At 39.0% G+C, this 22,861-nt stretch carries 12 protein-coding genes; all 12 read right to left on the reverse strand.

The window, feature by feature from the left end:
- Positions 1-298: 298 nt before the first annotated feature.
- The 12 genes from KMW37_RS02970 to KMW37_RS03025 all read right to left on the reverse strand — a co-directional run bounded on the left by KMW37_RS02970 (position 299) and on the right by KMW37_RS03025 (position 22,855).
- On the reverse strand, positions 299-1,375 hold the full coding sequence (locus tag KMW37_RS02970) for a glycoside hydrolase family protein (RefSeq protein WP_246581302.1): 1,077 nt from the start codon (positions 1,373-1,375) through the stop codon (positions 299-301).
- Positions 1,376-1,417: 42 nt separating this feature from the next.
- Positions 1,418-3,058 carry a right-handed parallel beta-helix repeat-containing protein gene (locus tag KMW37_RS02975; RefSeq protein WP_215223097.1) on the reverse strand — a complete coding sequence of 547 codons (1,641 nt, stop codon included), beginning with the start codon at positions 3,056-3,058 and terminating at the stop codon, positions 1,418-1,420.
- Between the two features lie 36 nt (positions 3,059-3,094).
- Entirely contained in the window at positions 3,095-4,633 is a 1,539-nt protein-coding gene (locus tag KMW37_RS02980) for a sulfatase family protein (protein ID WP_215223098.1), read from the reverse strand.
- 6 nt (positions 4,634-4,639) lie between these two features.
- A complete protein-coding gene (locus KMW37_RS02985) occupies positions 4,640-6,187 on the reverse strand; it encodes a sulfatase family protein (RefSeq protein ID WP_246581303.1) in 1,548 nt (515 codons plus the stop codon).
- Positions 6,188-6,322: 135 nt separating this feature from the next.
- Entirely contained in the window at positions 6,323-7,864 is a 1,542-nt protein-coding gene (locus tag KMW37_RS02990; RefSeq protein ID WP_215223099.1) for a sulfatase family protein, read from the reverse strand.
- A gap of 117 nt (positions 7,865-7,981) precedes the next feature.
- Positions 7,982-9,745 carry a RagB/SusD family nutrient uptake outer membrane protein gene (locus KMW37_RS02995; protein WP_215223100.1) on the reverse strand — a complete coding sequence of 588 codons (1,764 nt, stop codon included), beginning with the start codon at positions 9,743-9,745 and terminating at the stop codon, positions 7,982-7,984.
- Positions 9,746-9,761: 16 nt separating this feature from the next.
- Positions 9,762-13,244, reverse strand: a complete 3,483-nt coding sequence (locus tag KMW37_RS03000; protein ID WP_215223101.1) for a TonB-dependent receptor — start codon at positions 13,242-13,244, stop codon at positions 9,762-9,764.
- 101 nt (positions 13,245-13,345) lie between these two features.
- Positions 13,346-14,347 (reverse strand): FecR family protein, encoded by a 1,002-nt coding sequence (locus tag KMW37_RS03005; RefSeq protein ID WP_215223102.1) that lies wholly within the window; start codon positions 14,345-14,347, stop codon positions 13,346-13,348.
- Positions 14,348-14,868: 521 nt separating this feature from the next.
- Positions 14,869-15,453 carry an RNA polymerase sigma-70 factor gene (locus tag KMW37_RS03010; RefSeq protein ID WP_215223103.1) on the reverse strand — a complete coding sequence of 195 codons (585 nt, stop codon included), beginning with the start codon at positions 15,451-15,453 and terminating at the stop codon, positions 14,869-14,871.
- Between the two features lie 207 nt (positions 15,454-15,660).
- Positions 15,661-17,613 (reverse strand): heparinase II/III domain-containing protein, encoded by a 1,953-nt coding sequence (locus KMW37_RS03015; RefSeq protein WP_215223104.1) that lies wholly within the window; start codon positions 17,611-17,613, stop codon positions 15,661-15,663.
- A gap of 67 nt (positions 17,614-17,680) precedes the next feature.
- Positions 17,681-21,166: a polysaccharide lyase family 8 super-sandwich domain-containing protein gene (locus tag KMW37_RS03020; protein WP_215223105.1), complete on the reverse strand. Its 3,486-nt coding sequence runs from the start codon at positions 21,164-21,166 to the stop codon at positions 17,681-17,683.
- A gap of 63 nt (positions 21,167-21,229) precedes the next feature.
- Positions 21,230-22,855, reverse strand: coding sequence for a RagB/SusD family nutrient uptake outer membrane protein (locus tag KMW37_RS03025; RefSeq protein WP_215223106.1), 1,626 nt, complete (start codon positions 22,853-22,855; stop codon positions 21,230-21,232).
- Positions 22,856-22,861 lie beyond the last annotated feature (6 nt).

A 22,861-nucleotide genomic window follows, 5' to 3' on the forward strand; every position in this document is an offset into this window, starting at 1 on the left:
CCTAAGGTCCTAATGCTTTTTCAATGTTAAATTATTAACGCCTCAAAATAGTCAGGTAATTAAGCAAAATAATTCCCATATCTACCTGACTAATATAGCGATAATCACTATCTATTCAGAGAATAAACTTGATTTTTTACAACAATTAATCACAATTAGCACAAAAAATATATTTAGTTCTTGTGCTAAATCGATATTATAATTTTTGTTTTATTCAAAAACAGCGAGCGAGCTTTTTTATAAAGATAAAAGCTACTATGTCAGCCCTCAAACTATTCATGCTATTACCTTGGTAAGTTTAGTACCTTAATGGAATGGTGATGACAAAAGAGTCATCTCCCAGCTTGGCTGCCAAGCCCAGCATGATTACTTTCCCATTTTCTTCATAAACAAAAGGACGTTCTATACGATCGGGCTTAAGTACTGATCCGTCTTTCATTCTGATCTCTTTCGGCATGATCTGGTACTCAGAAGCTTTTGTCCATTTCAGTCCATCCACAGAGCTCACCAGACCAATAAATCCCTCAGGAGTATGGAATATTCCATAATACATACTTCTGCTTTCATCAAACCAAAGAGACATATCCTCTGTATCAATATAGTCAATTACTGGATCAGGCTGAATCTCATATGGACCATCAGGATGATCACTGATTGCCATCGCTTGATTTCGAATAAACCTGGTTTCGTTGGGTTTGTCTCCTTTGACAATCATATAAAAACGATCGTCCTTCCCTTGAGCAACAGCTGGGTTAACGGTTAAGGTAGTAATTGGACCTGATGGTTCTATCAATGGCTGGTTTTGTCTGGTCCATGGCCCGTTCATGGATGAGGCCACAGCAACCCCAGTCCGTTGATTCGATCTGGCAGCTTTCCTGCCCGGGTGCTTTAATCTGGAATGACTGATCTCAACTAAATCTTCCTCAGTGTAATCCTCATTTTCTCCCAAATTGGTCGAAATATAGTATAGATAAAACTTTCCTTCGAAATACTTGATTTTAGGGTTATGAGCAGTAATGGCATCCCAATAGCCTTTACCCCTACCTTCTAGAACTGTTTCTTTATATTCCCAAGGACCAGTAGGTTCGCTGGACACTGCATGGGCTATTTCTGAGTAAACCATCCAACCAGAAAATTGAGTTGACTTTGGCCATCTCGAATAGAAAAGATGGTATTTTCCATCTTCTCCTTTCACCACTGATCCGCCCCAATTATAGTATCCTTCCGTCTTGAAAATATTTTCTTGTCCAGCAGGCTGAATGTACTTTGACAGACTAAGTGAGTCTTGGCCTTTACTTATTGAAATACAAAATAAGAACAAGGCAATACTCAACACAGGAATTATTTTCCCCTTACTTTTCAGATCTTTTTTCATTATTAAAATAGACACTAAATACTTTATGGATTCAAACTGGAATTACTCAGGCTTTATCGCCCCTATAAAATGGGCGCCATTTATTTCTCGACCCAGAAAATCAGTAGGCATTTCTAGCCCCCACAGCAAACCAAAAGGATCCCCTTCAATTCTTTTCACTTCAACTCCTTTCTTTACCAATTCAATATTGGAGGGGATATAGTCTGATGGTTTTTCTCCTCCTGCATTCGCAAATTGGGGATTTCCATAAATAGGAGACTGATCATAAATCATTGCTTCTTTTGGCCAATTCCCCTTGTCATAAAAGAGATTGTTTTCAAAAGTCACATTTTCCAAGCTTACGTTACCCTTTCCGTTATCAGGATTGTACTGATCTCCCAACACGTACTTGCTTTCCCCTTCGATACAGAAAATATTATTGGCGATCAAAATCCCACTGGAATTATTCTCAATGGCTATTTTCGCGGTATGGTCTTTACTGACATAAATGGTGTTATTGTAGAAATAGGAATTAACCGGTCCCTTTCTGGCTTTCTTACCCTGATAGCCGCTTAGCCAGAATACTTTTCCTTCCTGAAACGCACCATTCGCTCCTTTTTCTCTATGCCCATCGTTCACACTGATATTAAAGCGGTAGGAGCAGTTGAAATTATTTCCTAAAATCTCACAAAATCCTCCGGCATTAAAAGCACTGAAGTTGTATTGCATGACCACATTGTCACAATTAAAGTCAATATGTGCTCCAGCAGAATCCGCAGGTCCATTGGCATGCATAAACTGATTGTGCTCGATCATCACCTGAGAAGAACCCCAAGTCCAAAGCCCACTCCCTCTGCCCCATTTTCGGCTATCATCAGGGCTCCCAGAATATTGCACATTATTGTTCAGCACATGAACAAATCGCACTCCTGACATTTGGATACCAGGTCCTCCGGGTCGACTCACATCATTATTGCTGATTTTGACTTGCTGGATATTATGATCATTTCCTGTTAGCTTGATGGCCGTATGTGCTACATTTTCGACCTTGCAATTGCTGATCTTCACCTCCTGAATCATCAGCTCAGGATTACTATTGATCACCCTGATACCCCAACCGTAACGCTGGGTTCCATTTGCCGTCTTGACCTCATTTTCTCCACGTTTTATGCCCGGATTCTCGAAAAAGACATCATGGATATAAACATCATCTATTTCTATTCCCACAACCTTTTCGGACTTTTGATTTGTCACCAAAATCCCACACCTCATTTTTGCATTTTGCTCAATCCCCTTCTCAAAACCTTCAGCTTTGATTTCCAGCCCAACGACAGTTATCCAAGAACAATCCTTCAATAAAATTCCTGCATCTTGGCTTTTCGCATCAATCACTGCCCTTCCATTATCTGTTCCATCCCATGAAAAAGACTGAAAAATAATGGGAGCATTTTTTGCTCCCATTATACCATTTAAGCTGATAGTTCCTTCAAATACTTCTCCAGAAGCTAACAAAACCTTATCACCAGCTTCCAGTTTCAAAAGGTTGATCTTATCAAGACTTCGGAAAGCTGCCGATTGGCTTAAACCAGAATTAGTATCCTTTCCCTTGGATGGATGCACATAATAATCTTTGGCATGTCCTTTCCAGCTTATCGCCAGTAACAAAATATGCAAAACACTAATTATAAATAGCTTTCTTTTCATCTTAACAATTTTAGAATTATCTATATTCCACTCACTTTAATCCATCCACCAAAGCTGCTTCCATTTCTTCTCCCCATCATTTTCCTGAGCAATACCTGGCGTACTTCTTCCCTCCAAAACATATTTTGTTAGAAGATCCTGAAGCTCTTGTACTTTTTCTGGATATTTTGCTTCAAGGTTATTGGTTTCAGAAGGGTCTTCTTTCATATTATACAGCTGAACAGGTGGCAAAGAATCCATTTCTGCAACTTCCTGAGGAGTTGGGTAACTCCATCCTCCTGAGCCTCCACACATAATCAATTTCCAATCGCCTTTTCGAATAGCAAAAGAGCCATTCACTGAGTGATGGATAGTTGCTTCACGAAAATCTTCTTCTAAAGTCTCTCCCTTTAGCAGAGGAAGCATATTATAACTATCCTCACCTTCATTATCCTTCAATTCGTAATTGACCAATGCCGCGCATGTGGCCAATAGATCTGTCGTACAGATGGTCTGCTCGCTAACACTGCCAGCTTTGACCTCTTTGGGCCACTTAACTATAAATGGCACACGGTGACCTCCTTCATAGATATCAGCCTTATGACCTCTGTAAATCGCACTAGGATGATGTCCCGCTTCAATCAACTCTTCAATCTTGGCAGCAGGCGCACATCCATTATCTGTTACAAATATGATCATGGTATCTTCTTCTATTCCAGATTCATTTACCGCATAAATTAGCTGTCCCATATAATCATCAATCATCATCACAAAATCCCCATAAGAGTTTAGCCCACTCTTGCCTTGCCATTTCTCTGATGGAAGAATTGGAGTATGTGGAGATGGAAGTGCCAAATAAAGGAAAAAGGGCTGTTCCGTTTTTGCTCTCTCTTTCACATATGAGATTGCTCTTCTAAAGAAATTAGGGGTTACATCCTCGTGCTTGAAATCAGGAGCGGTCATCCCCTTTCTCCACCAGCCATACTTGTCTTTGCTTTCAGTTGAGTCAGTTGGAACTGCGGTTACTTTTCCGTTTTCAACATATACATAAGGAGGAATGTCCAATGAAGCCACATGACCATAAGCATAGTCAAATCCATTGTCATTTGGGTTATGGGTCACTTCTTTGGTAAAGTCTATATTACCTTCTTCATCATGTCCCCAGTTCCAACCCAAATGCCACTTCCCTAAATAAGCAGTATGGTAGCCATGGTCCTTCAGCAGAGAGGGTACTGTAGTTCTCGAAGTGTCTATCAATCCTTTGTCATCACTCCATAAGACACCTTCTTTTAATCTAGAGCGCCAGTTATAACGTCCAGTTAAAATGCTGTATCGTGTGGGCGTGCAAACAGCAGATGATGTATGGGCATCTGTGAAACGCATCCCATCTGCAGCCATTTGATCAAGGTTTGGTGTGGGTATTTTCCCTTCAGGGTAAAATGATTGGATATCACCAACGCCCATATCATCGGCCAAAACATAAATGATATTCGGTCGCTTGGGTTCTTCATGCTGACTTTTTTCAGCACATGAAAACTGCGATAAGCAGCAGCCCACAAAAACTGCTTTTAAAAGATTTAAGGGTATAAATTTCATAGTTAATTATTCAGATTCTTGCATCCACCATAATTGTTCCCATACCTTCTCCCCATCATTGGACTGAGCTTGGCCAGGCGTACTTCTTCCAGATTCAATGTATTTTGTCAACAGCGTACGAAGTTCATCGACCTTTTCTGGAAAATCCGCTTGAAGATTATTTTCTTCTTTCGGATCTTCTTTAAGATTGAACAACTGTACTTCAGGTAAAGTATCTTGTTTGGCCACTTGGGCAGGCGTAGGGAAACTCCAGCCTGCAGATCCTGCAGTCATTGCCAGCTTCCAATCGCCTTTTCGAATGGCAAAGCTTCCGTTAATGGAATGATGAACTGTTGCCTCTCTAAAATCACCTTCCAAGGTTTCTCCATTAAGTATTGGCAACATGCTATAACTGTCTTCTGCCTCATTGCCCTTTAGCTTGTACCCTATCAGGTCGGCACAAGTAGCCATAAAGTCTGTAGTACAAATGGTCTGATCACTCACAGAAGAAGCTTTGATCGTTTTGGGCCATTTTACAATGAAAGGAACTCTGTGTCCACCTTCATAAATATCCGCTTTATGACCTCTAAAGATATAATTGGGGTAATGTCCTTTTGCTGTCAGCTCTTCTATTTTGGCAGCAGGAGAACAGCCATTATCACTGGTAAAAACAATCATGGTATTTTCTTCAATGCCCGCCTCTTTGACCGCAGCCATTAATTGCCCCATATAATCATCGATCATCATCACAAAATCCCCGTAAGGGTTTAAGCCACTTTTGCCTTGGTACTTTTCAGAAGGCAAAATAGGAGTATGCGGGGAAGGCAATGGCAAATAAAGGAAAAATGGTTCACCCGAATGCGCTCTTTCTTTGACATATTGGATGCCTCTCCTGAAAAAATTAGGCGTAACATCTTCGTGCATAAAATCAGGTCCAGTCATTCCCTTTCTCCACCAACCATACTTATCCTTACTTTGGGTGGAATCAGTCGGAACTGCAGTAACTTTTCCATTTTCTACATAAACATATGGTGGGATATCCAAAGAAGCCACATGGCCATAAGCATAATCAAATCCATTGTCATTTGGATTATGGGTTACCGGTAAGCTGAAATCCACTTTACCCGATTCATCTTTTCCCCAGTTCCAGCTAAGGTGCCATTTACCTATAAATGCCGTATGATAACCATGCTCACTGAGCATAGAAGCCACCGTTGCTCTGGTAGTATCAATCAACGGTTTACTATATCCACCTAATACTCCTTTCTTCAAGGTTGATCTCCAATTGTACCTCCCCGTCAAGATACCATATCTGGTTGGCGTACAAACAGCCGATGAAGTATGTGCGTCAGTAAAACGCATTCCTTCCTTGGCCAATTGATCTAAGTGGGGTGTTGGTATTTTACTGTCCGGATTATTGGCTCCTAAATCACCATAGCCCATATCATCTGCCAAAATATAAATGATATTAGGTTTCTTTTCACTGATTGCGCCATTTTCTTTCGTTTGATTTCCACAGGCCATTACCACAAAAATCAATGCAGCAATAAAAATCTTGTTCAAATAAGTATCCATTTTCTATTATTCATTTAAGAAGCTAGTGCAATTTACCTAAAAAACATCACCATTTGCTTCATCGATAATCACTTGATTGCATACTTTTTTATCCTCTACTAGCAAAAAAGACCTGGAAAACCCAGGTCTTTAATATCACTTATTAATGATTTCACTCAGCTCATTTTTCATTTCCTCCATTACCTCAGGAAACTCTTCAGAAACTTCATTGGCCTCTTCTGCATCTGCTTTTACATCAAACAATTGATCTTCTTTGGAAAAGCCTGTCTCAATTATTGGTCCCCAAGGAACAATATCTGGGCCATTATTGGCTGGGATATATTTGTAACCATCCCTTCTTACATAGGCCAAATTACTGAACAAGGCTTCCTGCACCAAAGCATACCTTCCTTCTTCATCATTTCCTAACAAGGTCTGCCAAGCATTTTCAGTATCAACGGCCTGGGTAGAATCATATTCCACCTCTAAATAGGCCGCCATAGACCCTAATAAATCCACTTGACTAAAAAGCGCATTGGAGATAGTTCCAGGCTTAATCTCTGCGGGCCATTTCACAATAAAAGGCACCCGAGTTCCAGCTTCAAAGGCACTATACTTACCCCCTCTTAGTTCTCCGCTTGGTTGATGATCACCTACCAACTCTCTGGCCTTGTCCACATATCCATCGTCCAAAACGGGACCATTATCACTGGAGAAAATAATCATGGTGTTTTTATCAAGCCCTTCCGCTTTTAGTAATTTCACCAATTCTCCAACTGTCCAGTCCAACTGAACAATGACGTCTCCACGAGGGCCAAATTCAGTAGCTCCTTGAAAGCGTTCATGGGCAACCCTTGGCACGTGAATATCGTGGGTGGCGAAATACATAAAAAACGGTTTATCAGAATCCTGTTTAATAAATGTACTTGCCTTATCCACAAATGTTTGTGCAAAATCTTCATCTCTCCAGAGTGCCGCTTCCCCACCCGACATATAGCCAATTCGGCTTACTCCATTGACAATGGTATGGTTATGACCATGAGACCACATCATCTTCAGCAATTCTGGATTATCTTTTCCAGTAGGTCTATCTCCCACTTTTTTACGATAGCTAACTTCTATTGGATCCTTAGGATCCAGGTTAACCACGCGATGGTCTTCAACAAATACTGTAGGTACACGATCTCCAGTCGCAGGGATTATAAATGAATAATCAAAGCCAATTTCCAAAGGACCGGGACTTAACTCACCGTTCCAATCTGGGCCATCTTCGCCACCCAGTCCCAAATGCCACTTACCAATAGCCGCCGTTCTATAACCTCCTTCTTGCATCACCAAAGGGAGTGTCTCCACACCTGGCTTGATCAAAGCAGAAGCATCTCCAGGTGCTACGCCACGTCCCTTTGCTCTCCAAGCATATTCACCTGTTAGCAAGGAATATCTAGAAGGAGTACAAGTGGCTGCTGATGCATAAGCATTTGTAAACAGCAAGCCCTGTTCTGCTAACTTATCAATATTGGGAGTAGGAATTTTTCCGCCATAAGTAGCGATATCTCCATACCCTACATCATCGGTATAAATCAGTAGTACATTAGGCTTTTCTTTTCCGGAAGAATCTGTTTTTTTGGCTACCTGCTTTTGGCTGCAAGAAATGCATAGCAATAGCGCAAAGCCGGTTAATAAATTTAGTTTCTTCATTTTTACTTATTTGATTCAATAGCCCCTCCACAAAACTCCAAAGAGGCACTTTACTATAATTCAGATAAAAAAGGCCAGTAAAATTACTGGCCCTTTAATCTCAAAAATCTTTTATATTTATTCGTAGCCTGGATTTTGAACCCACTTCGGGTTATCCGCAATTATTCCCTGATCAATTGGGAAGTAAAACCTCTCTGGACCAAATTCTCTAGTCACAGGTTCTGCATTCTTCAATGTAATAATGTACTTGTCCTCATCAAGATCATACTTAAATACCAAGCCTTTCATTCTTACATTATCCAAATAATCTGGAGCAACTCTCCATCTCACTAAATCCCAGTACCTGTGTGTTTCAAAACACAATTCTACTTGTCTTTCCTTTCTCAAGTTTTCCTCAGAAATCTGATCGTAAAGAGGCATTCCAGCTCTCTCTCTTATCATATTAACTGCTTCAAGAGATTCACCCATTTTATTGAGATAGTAAGCTGCTTCTGCTAAGTTCAAATACATCTCACCCAATCTGAAGATGGCAAAGTCCTGTCCTGAATCACCACTAACAGGTAAATCCAAATATTCATTTACATTCTTACGTCTCAGCAAAGCTGTATTTCTTACATTCCTAGCATGTGCAGATGCAGGCCAAACTTCTCCATTTCTATCAAGATTTCCTGAACTAACTTCAACCTTTTGGCCTTGACCATTAGTATAAAGCGTGCTACTGTGAAAATGGATCAAGCCACCTTTAAAGGTTGTTTCCGGATAGAACACAGATGCCCTAAAGCGTGGATCTCTGTTTCCAAAGAACTCGTCCATATCCCACTTATTATTGGCGTTAAGTTCATCTCTACTAATTGACGTCCCTAAGGTGCCATCTTGGAAATCAAACAACTCAACCATATCGTACAATACGGGGAAATTACATCCCCAACCTGCTCTAAATTCAGCTGGAAAAGCAAGGTTATCGAAACTAGTACCCTTAATGATTGGCTCAAAAACTTGGGCAAAAATCACTTCACTGTTATTATCATCTAAAAACAAGTTGATGTAATTCTCTACCTTATCACTGTACTCATTATAGAGCGCGAAATTCCCTGATTCAATGATTTCCTTAGAAGCATCATAACTTTTTTGGTAATAGTTCTGAGCTAAAGAATTTGGAATTCCGACCACTCCATCTATTTGTACTTGTCCAAAATTAGCGATACTAGCTGCATACAATGCTGCTCGACTTTGAAGAGCTAGTGCAGTCCATTTGTCAGCTCGGCCTTGGCCCCCTATAGGATCAGCACTTAAATAAGGAATCGCTGCATCCAGGTCAGAAATAATGAAATCATATACTTCTTGCTCAGTATTTCTACTAGGATAAAGTACTTCCTCAGGGTCATCCACTTTCAGTACTTTATCGATTATAGGTACCCCTCCGTAGCGTTTCACCATTTCAAAATACATATAAGCCCTTAGATACCTCGCCTCAGCTTCTTTTGAATTGATATAGTCTTGACTATACGAAGTGCTTTTTACAATATTCTCAATAATATAATTTGCATCTCGAACATTGTTCCACGGGTAATATCCCACAGGCCCATCACCAGAAGCTGCTGAATATGTCCTTTGGTAGGTGGTATTAGGGTCTTGCCAATCGGCAAAACAAATATGTTCGCCGCCAATCGCAGGTATCATCCCTATATTTAATCCAGCTTGCCCTCCCCAATTAAAAAACCTTATATCCTGATAGATATTTGCCAAATAGGCTTCTGTCAAAGATTCTGATTCAAACACATTATCCTCCGAAATAAAATCCGGAACCTTAGTCAACTCATCTTCACATGAAAACAGCATGAAGATGCAAAGTGGTAATAATATATTTCTTATATTTTTCATTACTGTCTGCTTTAAATTACAATGCTACTTGAACACCAAAAGACATCGTCCTTAATAAAGGCAAATTGAAGGCATTTGGTTGCGAAGATTCTTCAGGGTCAAGACTTCCCTTGAAAATTCCCAATTTGTTAAAAGATACAATATTGTCTCCTGACACATAAACCGTCACCCTATCCAAACCTACTCGAGACAGAATTTGATTGCTGACGTTATATGATAAAGTAGCTGTTTTCAATCTCATATAAGTACCATCTTTCATCCAGAAATCTGACTGCACATCATTCCATGTTCTTGAACCGTCTCTGTTGAATGCCGGCAACTGAGCATTTGGATTGGATCCTACTCCTGGGTTAGCAGGATCTTGGGTCCAAGAATACTCTTGATGTATTGTAAGTGGAACCTGCTCATTATTGAATGGCGATCTATAGGCTCCTACTATAAATACATTGAACTGTGATCCTCCTTGCCATAACATTGATAAATTGAAGTTTTTATAGGTCAAGCTTGGGCTAAGGCTATAGGTCAATTGAGGATTGTTTCCGTAACCAATTTCATACCTGTCTTCTCTATTGATCACACCATCACCTGTGATATCGACATATTTAATATCACCAGGTTTTGGAGTACCATTGATATCTTCGAAAGTATAGGTATCCAAGTATTCATCTACTTCAGCTTGGGAATTGAATAGCCCATCAGTTTTATATCCAAATGCAACATTTACCCATCTCCCAGTTCTTTTAATAAACTTCACCTGTACAGGATCGTCTTCATTGATATCTTCTTGGTATTTCTCATATTTCTCCCTAGTATATCCAACACCAGCCACTACATTATATTGGAAATCTCCAACCGTACCTTTAACACCTAAAGAAGCATCAAAGCCTCTATTGCTATTCGCATTAAGGTTAACCGCTGGAAGATTCGCACCAAAAGTACCTGGTAAAGATTCCAAAGGTGGTGCCAATAGGCCATCACGGTACCTATAAAACCCATCAAAACTACCAAATACACGCCCTCCAAATAAAGTATAATCTAGACCAGCGTTATACAATGTCGTTTCTTCCCAAGTAACATATTCATTAACCAATCCAGTCGATTGAATTTGAGGAACCTGCTGTCCATCAAGAAGATATATATTCCCTGTTCTCTCCTCAAAACCCGATAAATATTCAAAAGAGGTGTTTCCTAAATTATTATCAACACCTGTTTGACTATAGGATAGTCTCAGCTTCAATTGATCAAATACCTCTGCATTTTTCATAAAGTCCTCCCTTGCTATATTCCATCCTGCAGAAACAGACGGGAAGTAACCCCATCTTACTTTAGGTCCAAACTTAGAGCTGGCATCCGCTCTCAAAGTTGCTTCAAAAAGGTATTTTTCATCAAAGGAATAATTCAATCTCCCTGCAAAACTAACGCGGGTATACTCTATATCACGACCAGTACCGGAAGTAGTGGTCAATTCATTGGCACCACTCACTTCAGGAATATCAGGAGAGAGCAAATCCCTTCTATTTACAGTCAGGCTGTTATAAACATTATCTTCCCTTTCGCCAAAGGCCAAGAACGAGATATTATGCTTAGATATATCTTTATTATATCTTGCATATCCTCTATAAAGGAACCTGCTTCTTGGATCACTAGGTCCATATATGCTTTTAATATATCTATTGATCCCTGCAGAACCTTCTACTTTATACCCATCATAGGTATCTGTAATATCATCAGGATTGAAGGAATGAACTTGATAGAATTTGGTCAATGTTTCTGATACTGCAGTTCTGAATCTAAAGTTCGCTCTAGTCCCTACTGTTAAATCCTTGAAGAAAGGTAAATTATAGCTTAGCTCAAGGGCACCGGCGGTTGTCTTTTTGTTGGTATTTTCATAGCCTACAACATCTTTCTGAATTCTCGTTATTGGAGAACGTGCATTAAATCCGGAGTATGGATTCTTAGTAGGATCAGGTAAAGAAGTAGGATATATAGGTTGTGCCGTCCTCAGATCATTCCAAATATCCCCGATAGAAGATGCAGCATAATCCTGTTGCTCATTGATATGGCTTACATTTAATTTAAGGTCTAATCCTTCTGAAAGTTTGATATCTGTATTACTGGTTACGGAAAATTTACTGTAGTCATAATCTCCATTGAAGATACCAGACTGGTCTTGCATACCCAAACTGATGTAATACCTCACATCCTCACTTCCACCCCTAAGGCTTAAATTGTGATTCTGCAAAGGAGAGCCTCCTTTTTTAACAGTAGCATTTGCCCAATCATAACTTGGGGCACCAGGGGCAGTATATTTTTCTAGATTTTCTTCAGTAAACAAAGTTCCATAAGAAATATCTGCATCTGGATTTGCAGGATCATATTGAGTATTAAAAATAGCGTCCCTACCTAATTTGATAAAATTACCAGCATCTACCTGCTCTGGGAAAGTCAATCTTTTCTGAGTAGCAAAATAACCATGATAAGTTATCTTAGGCTTACCTGCATTTCCTCTTTTAGTGGTTACCAAAATAACACCATTCCCTGCACGAGCACCATAAATAGCTGCAGAAGCGTCTTTCAGAACAGAAATGCTTTCAATATCATTTGGGTCTAGACGATCCAAATAAGATTCCACTCCATCCACAATGACCAAAGGAGCGCCAAATCCCCTAATGCTAATATTAACATTATCAGCTCCGGGGAGTCCTGGGTTTTGATTAGTTACCAAACCAGGAACCTGCCCTACCAAAAGTCCTTTCACATTGGTAGTTGGATTTTTGGCAAGTTTATCCGCCTTTAAATCAGTAACAGAACCTGTAAGGGTACTCTTCTTTTGGGTACCATAACCAACCACAACAACTTCATCAAGATCCCCCAGATCTTCTTCAAGGACAATGTTCATTTGGCTATTACTTCCAACTTGAACTGTCTTAGTCTTGAATCCAACAAAGGAAAAAACAAGCTCACTACCTTCTTGAACAGTAAGAGAATATTTTCCATCGAGATCTGTCACGGTACCATTTGTAGTACCTTTTTCAACAATGGCTACTCCTGGAAGCGGATTACCACCTTCATCGGTGATAACACCGCTTATTTCAGCTGCAACAATATTTATTTCAACTGCCTCAATATTATTTTTGGCATTTTCTCCAACATATACAGTATTGTTGACCTGTTTAAATTTTAGTTTTGTAGCTTTGGCTATTTCAATCAGTACTTCTTCTACTGACTTTTTTCCTTTTCCCAAAGTCACACTCGGGTTATTGCTTAATAAATCATCTGGGTAAACAAAAACATAATCTGTCTTTGATTCCATGTCCTCGAATAATGACTTTACTGTCCGAGTCTGCCCCTCCACTTTCACAAAAGCCTTATCTAGCGGCTTTATCTGTGCATTTCCCTCCTTTGCCATCAAGGTCGAAAGAAATAAGCATTGTATAATTATGCCATATAGCAGATTTTTAGACACCATTATCGTTAGGTCTAGTAATTTTCTTTTCATAATTTAGTAAATGTTTTAAGGTTAGTCACTTGAAACTCTCAGGGCAGTCAATCTATTTGGCGATGGAAGACTGTCCTGTTTTTATATATCATAGGCAATTATTATGGTTTAATGATTACTTTGTTTTCTTTTATTTCGTATTTGATTCCTAAGGAAAATGACAGTCCATTGAGAATGTTTTCTAAGCTCTCGTTGTTAAACAAGCCTGAAACTTTTCTACCGTCCTTAACGCCCTTACTTAACTCAATATCAATAGAATACCATTGTTCCAGATTATCGATTACATCTTTCAACTTTTGACTTTTAAATCTAATCTTCCCTTCTTTCCAGACAGTCACTTTTGAGGGCTCAAAATCTTCCACCCGAAGCACATAATTTTCTTCGGAAGTAAAGCTTGCCATTTGGCCAGGAACCAACAAAACATCGCTATCTCCAATGGACTGCCCTAGCTGCTCCACTTTAACCTTTCCCTCCGTCAGTGCAACTTTCACATCTCCTTCTCTTGAATAAGCATTAAAGGCAGTCCCCAAAGCAGTGGTTACCAAATCTTCTGTCTTTACCTTAAATGGATGATTCTTATCTGAAGCAACCTCAAAAAAAGCTTCGCCTTTAAGCGTCACTTCACGGATTTCCTTACCAAATTCCGAAGAGTAACTCAATGATGAATTGGCATTCAATATGACAAATGTTTTGTCTGGTAATCTCAATTTGAGCTTTTCACCACTTCTAGCCTCCTTTGTGTAAACTATCAGTTCTTCTTTCACTTCTGGCACATCTAATTGATATACTTGACGGTACACAGCAAAAGCAATTAAGCCTACCAACAATACAGAAGCAGCAATCTTTAATGAAGGCCACCATAACTTCTTTTCTTTATCACCCAGTTGCCTCTGATTCCCCTTCTTTATCCTTCTATGAATATTCTCAAGAATTCTCTCTGTATCTTCATCATTGTGAGAGGTTCCTGACAACTCCCAGTTTTCCTTCATTATGGCATCCAGCTTTTGCGGAGCTTCAGGTTCTTCTAACCATCGACTCACATCTTGCTGCTCCCCTATAGAAGCTTTTTTATTTAAAAATCTTATGAGTTTATCTTTGTTCACTTTGATTCCTTATGTTCTTTGAGGGTAATACACATGGAATAGAAGAACTACTTAATAAAACTTTAATTTTTTTTTAACATTAATCCGATCACTTTTATATTAACAAAACAATGAACCGACATATACGATAAAACAATAAACAATCAAAACTTTATACCAAAAAACACAAAAAAATCTATCCTAAACTCTGCAAATTATTTTTCGCTTTTTTTCAACTGACGAATTTCAATACTAGAAACAACATTTCTATGAACCAACCAGATTAAGTTCAATCCTTTGGATTAGGTGTTATCTCAAAAGCTCCCTCTAATTCATATAGCTAGCAAAAGAATCAAAGAAAAAATCAGATGCTATAATTGAACAATTACAAATGAGTAGTCACTTCTAAGTTAAGAAAGGTTAAAACACCAGCTTCACCAATCGGTTTATAACAATTACTTTTTTTTTGAAACGGTCTTAAATGGAAATAATACTATAAAGTATTGTTACAATGAATTAAAAAATGAAGGCAATTATCAATTCTAAAGCATAAAAATTAAAAAGACACTGACCATAGATGCATGTTGCAAAAGATTCGCACGCATTTGCTTATTAGCTAAGTATACATGATGCTCAACCGTCCTAACAGAAATATCCAACATAGTAGCAATTTCCTTATGGCTCATACCTTCCAATTTACTTAGGGTAAAAACCTTCTTTTGAATTTGAGGAAGTTGATCCAATAAGTTAAAAGCGGTTTGTTCTAATTCTTGATAAGCGAGTTTATCATGAATATGCATTTCAGAAGAAGCTACATCCAACTCCATGTCATCAACTCGGACAAACTTCTTAGCATCCCTGATTTTGTTATAAATTTGGTTTTTAACGGATACGAAGAGGTAACTTTTAAAGTTTAATTCACTTTTGAGTGTATCCCTCTTTTCCCAAACTTTAATAAAAACTTCTTGCACCGCTTCTTCCGCTTCACCTTTGTCCAAAATAAAGGTTTTGGCAAACCCTAAAACTCTTGGCACATACCGATGGTATAGCTCATCAAAAGCAGTCAAATCACCTTGCCTAAGCAAGTCGACTAGTTCAGAAACTGTATGTTTTGGGAGTGATTGCATTTTCTACTATCTCCTTAAACTTAAATATAATTTCTCTAAATCAAATATTTCGCAAACATTTTATTTCGTTTAACTACTAATAATAAAAATTATAATTAGAAAAAAAGCCAACAAACATATAACAAAACCATTATTGACATAATTATTCTAAGTAAATTAAAATAATTCTTACATATTTTATCTTTTTAATATAACCAACAAAAAAAATCACTCAACCATCACAGCAATTCGCCATTCATCACTAATTTTCTCCTCTTTTTGAAAAAAACTTATCCTATACACTTCTTCTTTCCCCCATGCCTTTTCCAGTCTAACATCTTTCATATCCTTTCTCTCAATATCCATTTCCAATTTTTCCCCTGGATATTCCATAACAATGATTTGCTCACCCTTATTCCCCAACTTAAGCCTACCCTTTGATATAATCTCAGGCTTGTTATAGCTCATAAAATGTAGCTCACTTTTTGCAATGAACTGTTTATTATCAAACCTATCCTTGATCAATAACTTTGAGCGATTTAAATTAAAATCATAAGACCTCTTCCATTTAACAGAAGCTGCTTGGTTAGGGTAGGCATTCTGAAGCTCTAAACTAAATATAAGCCTACTGGAATTCTTCTTAAATTCTACACCGCCGGCTTTAAAAGTATCACCATTTCTTTGTGAGACTCCATTTATAATTGGAAGATTATGAAAATCTGATTGCATGGTCCAAATATCATACCTGTCCTCACTAAAAGTTTTGGCTGAATAAGTTCCGACACCTATATCAATCAATACAGGTAAGCCATCAGAATATAAAATGAAAGATCCTACATCATTATGATTATGGCTCTCATTATTATGACCTCCCTTTGCTGCAAAAAAGAATCCAGTCCTAGATATTCCACCAAACACTTCCGTCTCCACATAAGAAAAATACGAATCTTTTTTATACGATGGCTCCTGAAGCAACAAGTCATCATAAATCAATAGATTATGCAAAACACGATCTAAACTACCTGAAAAAGGTGACTTCTCAAACTCATTTTGCTGTGCGATAAATGCCGAAAAACCTTTCAATTCATCATCATTGATATACTCGCCATATCGGAATATTATCCCCGGATGTGCTTTTAAACTAGCAGAAGCGTCTGCAAAATTCACATAATAATCTCCCGAAATATGAGCTTTCCTTATATAATTCCCCATATTTTGGATGAGCTCTTCATTCCCCAAATCAACTTCCTCATTTGAAATTACTTTAAGTAATTCAAGATATTCCATCATTTTTCCCGCAGCATGATCCCAATAAGCTGGTCCCTCCTCACAAGCTCCATCTGCCTTATAGTAATTGATAAACTGGTCAACAGACTTCATCGTTTTTTCAATCACCTTCTGCTTCCTATCCTCATCATTATCTATCAAACTTGCCACCAAAAGCACATTATAATTACACCATGGATTCCAGTTATTGACGAAATCAGTATTAAACCCCATCCACCAAAAATCATCTCTTTCTAAATAAGGAGAAATAATTCTTTCATTGAGTTCCTCTTCTATCCTATCCACCAATAATGGTGAAATGGTTTCAAAATCATTTCTGAAATAAAAATGGATCCAGGCCAGTAAATTCCCCACTTCACCTGCGCCAAGATCTATTACAGGATCCTGGACATCCGGAACTCCTGCGCCTGCTTTTTGGGCACTCAAATGTGCCGATAAGACCCAAGTAGACTGCTCACATAATGCCCATACACCATCTGCAATGGCATCAATATAATTTCCTTCCGCTTCTAACAATTCTCCCAACACCAAATATCTCAAGGCAGTAATTCTTCGGTTTTGATAAGACTGCATGCGCGTCCTGTCCCCATTTCTCACGAAGTCCAAATATGCAGTAAGGGGTATGCTAGGCCAATCATAAGAGAGTGACTTTTCTGCATCTTGCTTTATTTGCTCCTTCACGGCAAGGGGTAATTGGACAAAACTTTCCCTTATCTTTTCTTTGTCAGAAAACAAAAGTTCTGGAGTCATTTTCCAAGCCTCACTGTTATGCTCCTCTAATTCTTGTGAAAGTAAATTTCTCTTTTCTTGGGCTAATGCGAATCTCGTCCCTATCATCAGCAGCAAAATGCCCAAAACAATTCCTTTCCAATTAAAAAAACTTATTCTTTTCATTAGCAACCTTTTAATTTTTATGCCGAACAGTCTTTTCTTGAAAGCTGTCCGGCATATTTTTATTCAACTAATTACTTTTTATAACCTTCTTCAACTCCATATAATCGTCTCCAACAATAACGAGATAGTACATCCCATTCTCCAATCCAGTAAGATCTATAGAGTATTCATTTTGATTTACCTGCTGGTCTTCATGAATAATTCTCCCTGTCCTATCCCTTATCAATACACTTCTGATGAGTTTATCTGATTTGATAGTCCCCATCCCTTCCAACGGATTTGGAAATATAAGCACCTTATTCTGTGGAGTCCTCCACTTGCTATTTTCAGATGGATCCGGACCATTCTCCAACTCTAAGATATATTCTAATGCAGGATGCTGGCTAATATTGCTACTTTCTGTGGATGCAAACGATGTGTAAACACCTGAAGTGGTCGAAACAATTTTCAAAGCAACGGTATCCTTCAAACCGACTATTTGCTGAAGATAGCCACTTATATCAAACATTACGAACCCTTCCTGAGACGTTCCTTGAACAGTTGATAATAACGTCCCAGCGCTTGGAGCATTTGCCCACGTCAGCCCTTCACTACTATTGCCTTGCCAGTTACCTGTACCTTCTTCCCAAGCATCGTCCACACTGTAAAGTTCCCAATTCGTTCCACTAGCAGCTGCCAAGCTATACAGCTTCAAATTGGCGGAAAGTATCCCACCCTGCAAATCCTCTAAGGAAAACTTCACATATGCTTCTCTCTGATAACCACCTTTTTGCACAGCCAAAAACCCAGCTGCTCCATAATTTCTATCACTTGCGTCACCACTTGCATCAGCTTCTTGAACAAAGGTATCTCCTATAGCCAAGGTGCTTCCAATTTCTCCTTCATTTACTGCCGTTTTGTAAACTATTAAACTTGGTCGGTGCTCTACAGTGGAATTTTCCCGAGAAGCAAATTGGGCATCCGTTGTACTTCCTTGATAAGTACTGATAATTTTTAATGAAATTATCCCGTCTAAATGTAATTCCTCTAACACAGCCCCTGTCACATCCAATTCTATAAACCTTCCTGCTGGAGTCCCTGGAACCTCTCCCAATAAAGTACCTGCTGCTGGTTTTGTATCCCAAGTAATCTCCGTTTCCTGCCAGTTATCATCACTTATCTTATAAAATTCCCAGCTTGTATTGGTAACGGTTATATTAGCATTATTCACCCAAAGTTTAAGATGTATGCTATCCAGCTGAGCAGGAAGGGCTGTCAAATCAAACTTAATAAAACTCTCTCTGGCATATCCAGCACCATCCTTTTTCACCACCAAATTACTCGAAGGAAAATTAGTATCTGCGTAATTCCCATCTCTCACATAAGCATCTTCGATCGCCACTAAAGCAGTGGGCTCCACTAATTCCTCAAACTCTGGTGAATTTAAGTCGACAAACCCAGTCACAGTACTTCCTGCATACTCCCCTTCAGGAAAAATCAAATCGACCATTTTCATAGTTCCTAAAGATGGCGTTTCCAGACCTATCCGCAAGGTTCCCACAAGGCTCTGACTAGGATCTGCAGCATAGACTTCGATAGCTGCACTACTAATGTTTTTCAATAAAACTATCGACGGTTTATTAACATTAATACTCAGATCGCCAAATTGATATTCGCCAGCTTGATAAAATATAGCCTGCATCATATCCAAAGTGACATGTTTTACCACTTGAACGGAATCAGTATTGGCAATAATCTCTATATTGTTGATATTATAATTTTCAGTTTCACTGGCTGTTTTTCCTGGCAATAGAACATAAGTGTATTCAGCAGCTGAGGGGCCCACCCCATGGTCAAGCCAAAGTTTAAACACTTCCTTGTTCACTGTAGCTGAGGATTGATTTTGATTGATGCTATTCCAACTTCCAGTTTGTGTTTGATTGCTCAGATGAAGATTTCCATTATTAGGAAATACATAGCCTACATCATCATGCCAAACCCAATCCAAATTATTTAAAAAATCATGGTTTCCTTCGCTCAGAACATACCCTGCTCCACCATTTGAAACCATCACATTTCCATCCAACAATGTTTGATTCACTGTTGTATTGATCGTTTGCGGTGCCGTAGAACTAATATTGGTTCCTAGGCAAACAATCTCATCGTCAAAGAAAAACCAAGCTTTTTTGGCCTTGGTACTAAAATCATTCATATCATAAACACTTGCCCCATAAGCTCCAGCAGAAGTCCCTCCCACAAAACCAGCTTTCCCAGGGTTAGTTCCCCAAGAGGATCGAATAGGAAAAGTTGTAATAGCAGGCACTGTGGTCCCTGGAATCTTATTCCAATCCCACACAGGATATATTCCAAAATATTCATCACCTTCTGTCGCTATATAAGTAGCTCCCTCCGTGAGATAATTGCCTTTTATATTTTCTCCATTTCCCATTTCTGATTTCACGGTTCTGGTGGAAACATTCCGCAAACCTATCATGTATTCGGGACGGTGATGAACAGTATAATCTGCTTTCCAGTAATGAATATGTTCTGGCGAAACACCATAATCAGGACCTTCCTGTTGCCTCATCCTGCTAATTACTGTATCGTAAGAAGCATTGTATTGGGGCAAATCAAAATTCCGTACCTGTTCTATCAGGTTGACATCAGCTCTCCCAACTCCTGAACGAGTAATGCTTCTACCAAAAACATTAAAATCTGTATATGCTCCCCTAGAGGCTTTAATAAACCCTTTTCGAACAAAATCAGAAAAGACAGCTATCTTAGATGCGGGGTAAGCATACGATGTTCCAGTGATGTTGACGGCAATATTTCTAATTCCTGAAACATATTCACGGCCATAGGCATAAGTATAAAGCTGAGGTCCATGAGCCATATAAGAATGGTCTTGCTTGATGCCTTCTCCAGAACTGATTTTTATGGAATTACCGGTTTCAGTAACCGCATGCTGAAGCACCGAACTATCTTCCGTAAGGCAAGCGCGCATGATATAATGCTGTCCTATGTCTGTCAAATTGGAGCCATCCTTTCCTGGAGATACCGTCATAGAGACACCCTTGGTCATCCATTCAATCATCTGAGCCTCCAATACACTATCGATACCAACTGGCGCATTTCGCAAGGCAATAAGTGAATTACCTATATCTTTCGGAATACTAATACTGATAAAAAACCAGTTGGAACTATATGGTGCAGGATCAAGCCCTAACCAATAGTTCATAGCTTTTTCTATATCCTGTTTAAGTAAAGTATCTCCATAAAAACTACTTCCCGGCCTAGAATAGGCCTTAGAAAAAATACTTATCCTGTTAATATGCTTCCCAGGGGACCAGTTAGTTTGAGAATGATCATCATAAACAACATCAGGCCAACTTCCATCGGCATTAACACTTGCCTGCAATGAAGCTACCTGACTGTCCAGTGAACTTGTACTGGGAGAACTTTGAAATCCATCATAAATTCTACCCATTATGGTTTCAAATTCGGTTTGAGCAATAGCGCCCCACTGCACCCAAAGACCAATAAGTATAAGGGGGATGATTTTATTAAGTCGCATGTTATTTCGGGTTAAGAGATAAAAAAAGGGACCTGGAATTAACCCAGATCCCTGAAATAAGCATTACCAATTAGGATTTTGCTCCAATGCAGGATTAAGTCCCAATTCATTTATTGGCAAAGGCCACAAATAATCTCTATCAGGATCAAAACTCCTGTTTTCTGCTGCTTGTAAAACAATGATATTGTCCTCGTTTACATTTGGAGTTACATCTGAACCAAACTCATCTTCGAAGAAATAATTACCCAATACATCCTGGGGTAACACGTCTTCTGCAATTTTCCATCTGATCAAATCCCAGTATCTAAAACCCTCTAAAGCCAATTCCACTCTACGTTCTCTTCTAATTTCCGCTAGCATATCTAAACCATTTGCCGATGCAAATGCATTATCCAATCGAGCTACCCCGGCTCTTTCTCTCAAAAGATTGATGCTGTTATCCAATTCTCCATCAGTTATTGCTCCATCCAACTCATATATAGCCTCTGCATAGTTTAACAATACCTCTGCGTACCGAATTACTGCATAATCCATATAAGACCTAGAGTTTTGCCAATCGGTCAAATTCGCATAACGCCTATTGGCAAAACCTGTCCGCTGAAATGACAAATTAGGGACATTGAAAGTAGGTTGGGTACCAATGTACTCATCACCTTCCTTAAAAAAGGTCGCCAACATTCTAGGGTCCCTATTTTCAAAAACATCCATAATATTTTCAGGTTGGCTGTACAAAGGAGATTTTTCTATTGGTAAACCGTCTGACATCAAATAAGAATTAGCCAATGCCCTAGTTGGATTAGAAGCTCCTGTTTCCAGTGTTCGTTGAGTAGTATGGCTCAAGATAGATTCCGAAACATTAACTCCATATTGCTTCACCAATATATTCTCTTTGTTTTGAGGGCCCTCGCCTGCATATTGATAAAGGTCAAAATAGGAATTAAACAAGCTATGCTCATCTGAATTCATACAAGCTTCTGCAGCTTCCTTGGCCAATGTCAAGTGAGACTGAGGATTGCCATAGCCATGATATTTCGCTCTGGTCCCTTCAAAAAGTGCCACCCGAGATTTAAATGCTAAAGCAGAGGTACTGGAAATCCTTCCGTAATCTGCCCCATCCATTTCAGATGGTACTGGCAAATTTTCAGCTGCCTCATCCAAATCCGAATAAATCACCTCAACAATGTCTTCCCTTGGATCTGCCGGAGCATATAGTTCATCATCATCTTCATCCAAGGACTCTACGATTAAAGGAACATCACCATAGCGTTGTACCAAGCTAAAATAAGCCCAAGCCCTGAAAAATTTTGCTTCAGCAATATATCGGTCCACAATAGCCAAATCCACCCCACTTTCTAAAGCTCTTGGAGCCTTTTCTATGATATTATTGGCAGCACGAATCAATCTATAAGGAGAATTATACCCCCCATCAGTTGCCGGAGCGATCCGAGTACCATCACTTATAGAATTTGGAGCCTTTCCAAAGGCATCATCTGACCAAACATCCGAAGTCACTGGTAGTCCGGGCAAATAGGTATAAAGATAGTTGGTTGCCAACTGGAGGTCATTTTCATTTCTCCAGAAAGAGGGATCACTCAATGCTGTTTCTGGGAATCGATCTACATCACAACTGCTGATTCCAATAATGAACACAAGCAATCCTATAAATATATTTTTGTTTTGATATTTCATGTTTTT

The organism is Echinicola shivajiensis (assembly GCF_018642165.1).
Classification (GTDB): domain Bacteria; phylum Bacteroidota; class Bacteroidia; order Cytophagales; family Cyclobacteriaceae; genus Echinicola; species Echinicola shivajiensis.

Excerpts from the sequence above, each read along its gene's own strand:
- KMW37_RS02970 (WP_246581302.1), bottom strand. The coding sequence starts at position 1,375 with ATGAAAAAAGATCTGAAAAGTAAGGGGAAAATAATTCCTGTGTTGAGT.
- KMW37_RS02975 (WP_215223097.1), bottom strand. The coding sequence starts at position 3,058 with ATGAAAAGAAAGCTATTTATAATTAGTGTTTTGCATATTTTGTTACTG.
- KMW37_RS02980 (WP_215223098.1), bottom strand. The coding sequence starts at position 4,633 with ATGAAATTTATACCCTTAAATCTTTTAAAAGCAGTTTTTGTGGGCTGC.
- KMW37_RS02985 (WP_246581303.1), bottom strand. The coding sequence starts at position 6,187 with ATGGATACTTATTTGAACAAGATTTTTATTGCTGCATTGATTTTTGTG.
- KMW37_RS02990 (WP_215223099.1), bottom strand. The coding sequence starts at position 7,864 with ATGAAGAAACTAAATTTATTAACCGGCTTTGCGCTATTGCTATGCATT.
- KMW37_RS02995 (WP_215223100.1), bottom strand. The coding sequence starts at position 9,745 with ATGAAAAATATAAGAAATATATTATTACCACTTTGCATCTTCATGCTG.
- KMW37_RS03000 (WP_215223101.1), bottom strand. The coding sequence starts at position 13,244 with ATGAAAAGAAAATTACTAGACCTAACGATAATGGTGTCTAAAAATCTG.
- KMW37_RS03010 (WP_215223103.1), bottom strand. The coding sequence starts at position 15,453 with ATGCAATCACTCCCAAAACATACAGTTTCTGAACTAGTCGACTTGCTT.
- KMW37_RS03015 (WP_215223104.1), bottom strand. The coding sequence starts at position 17,613 with ATGAAAAGAATAAGTTTTTTTAATTGGAAAGGAATTGTTTTGGGCATT.
- KMW37_RS03020 (WP_215223105.1), bottom strand. The coding sequence starts at position 21,166 with ATGCGACTTAATAAAATCATCCCCCTTATACTTATTGGTCTTTGGGTG.
- KMW37_RS03025 (WP_215223106.1), bottom strand. The coding sequence starts at position 22,855 with ATGAAATATCAAAACAAAAATATATTTATAGGATTGCTTGTGTTCATT.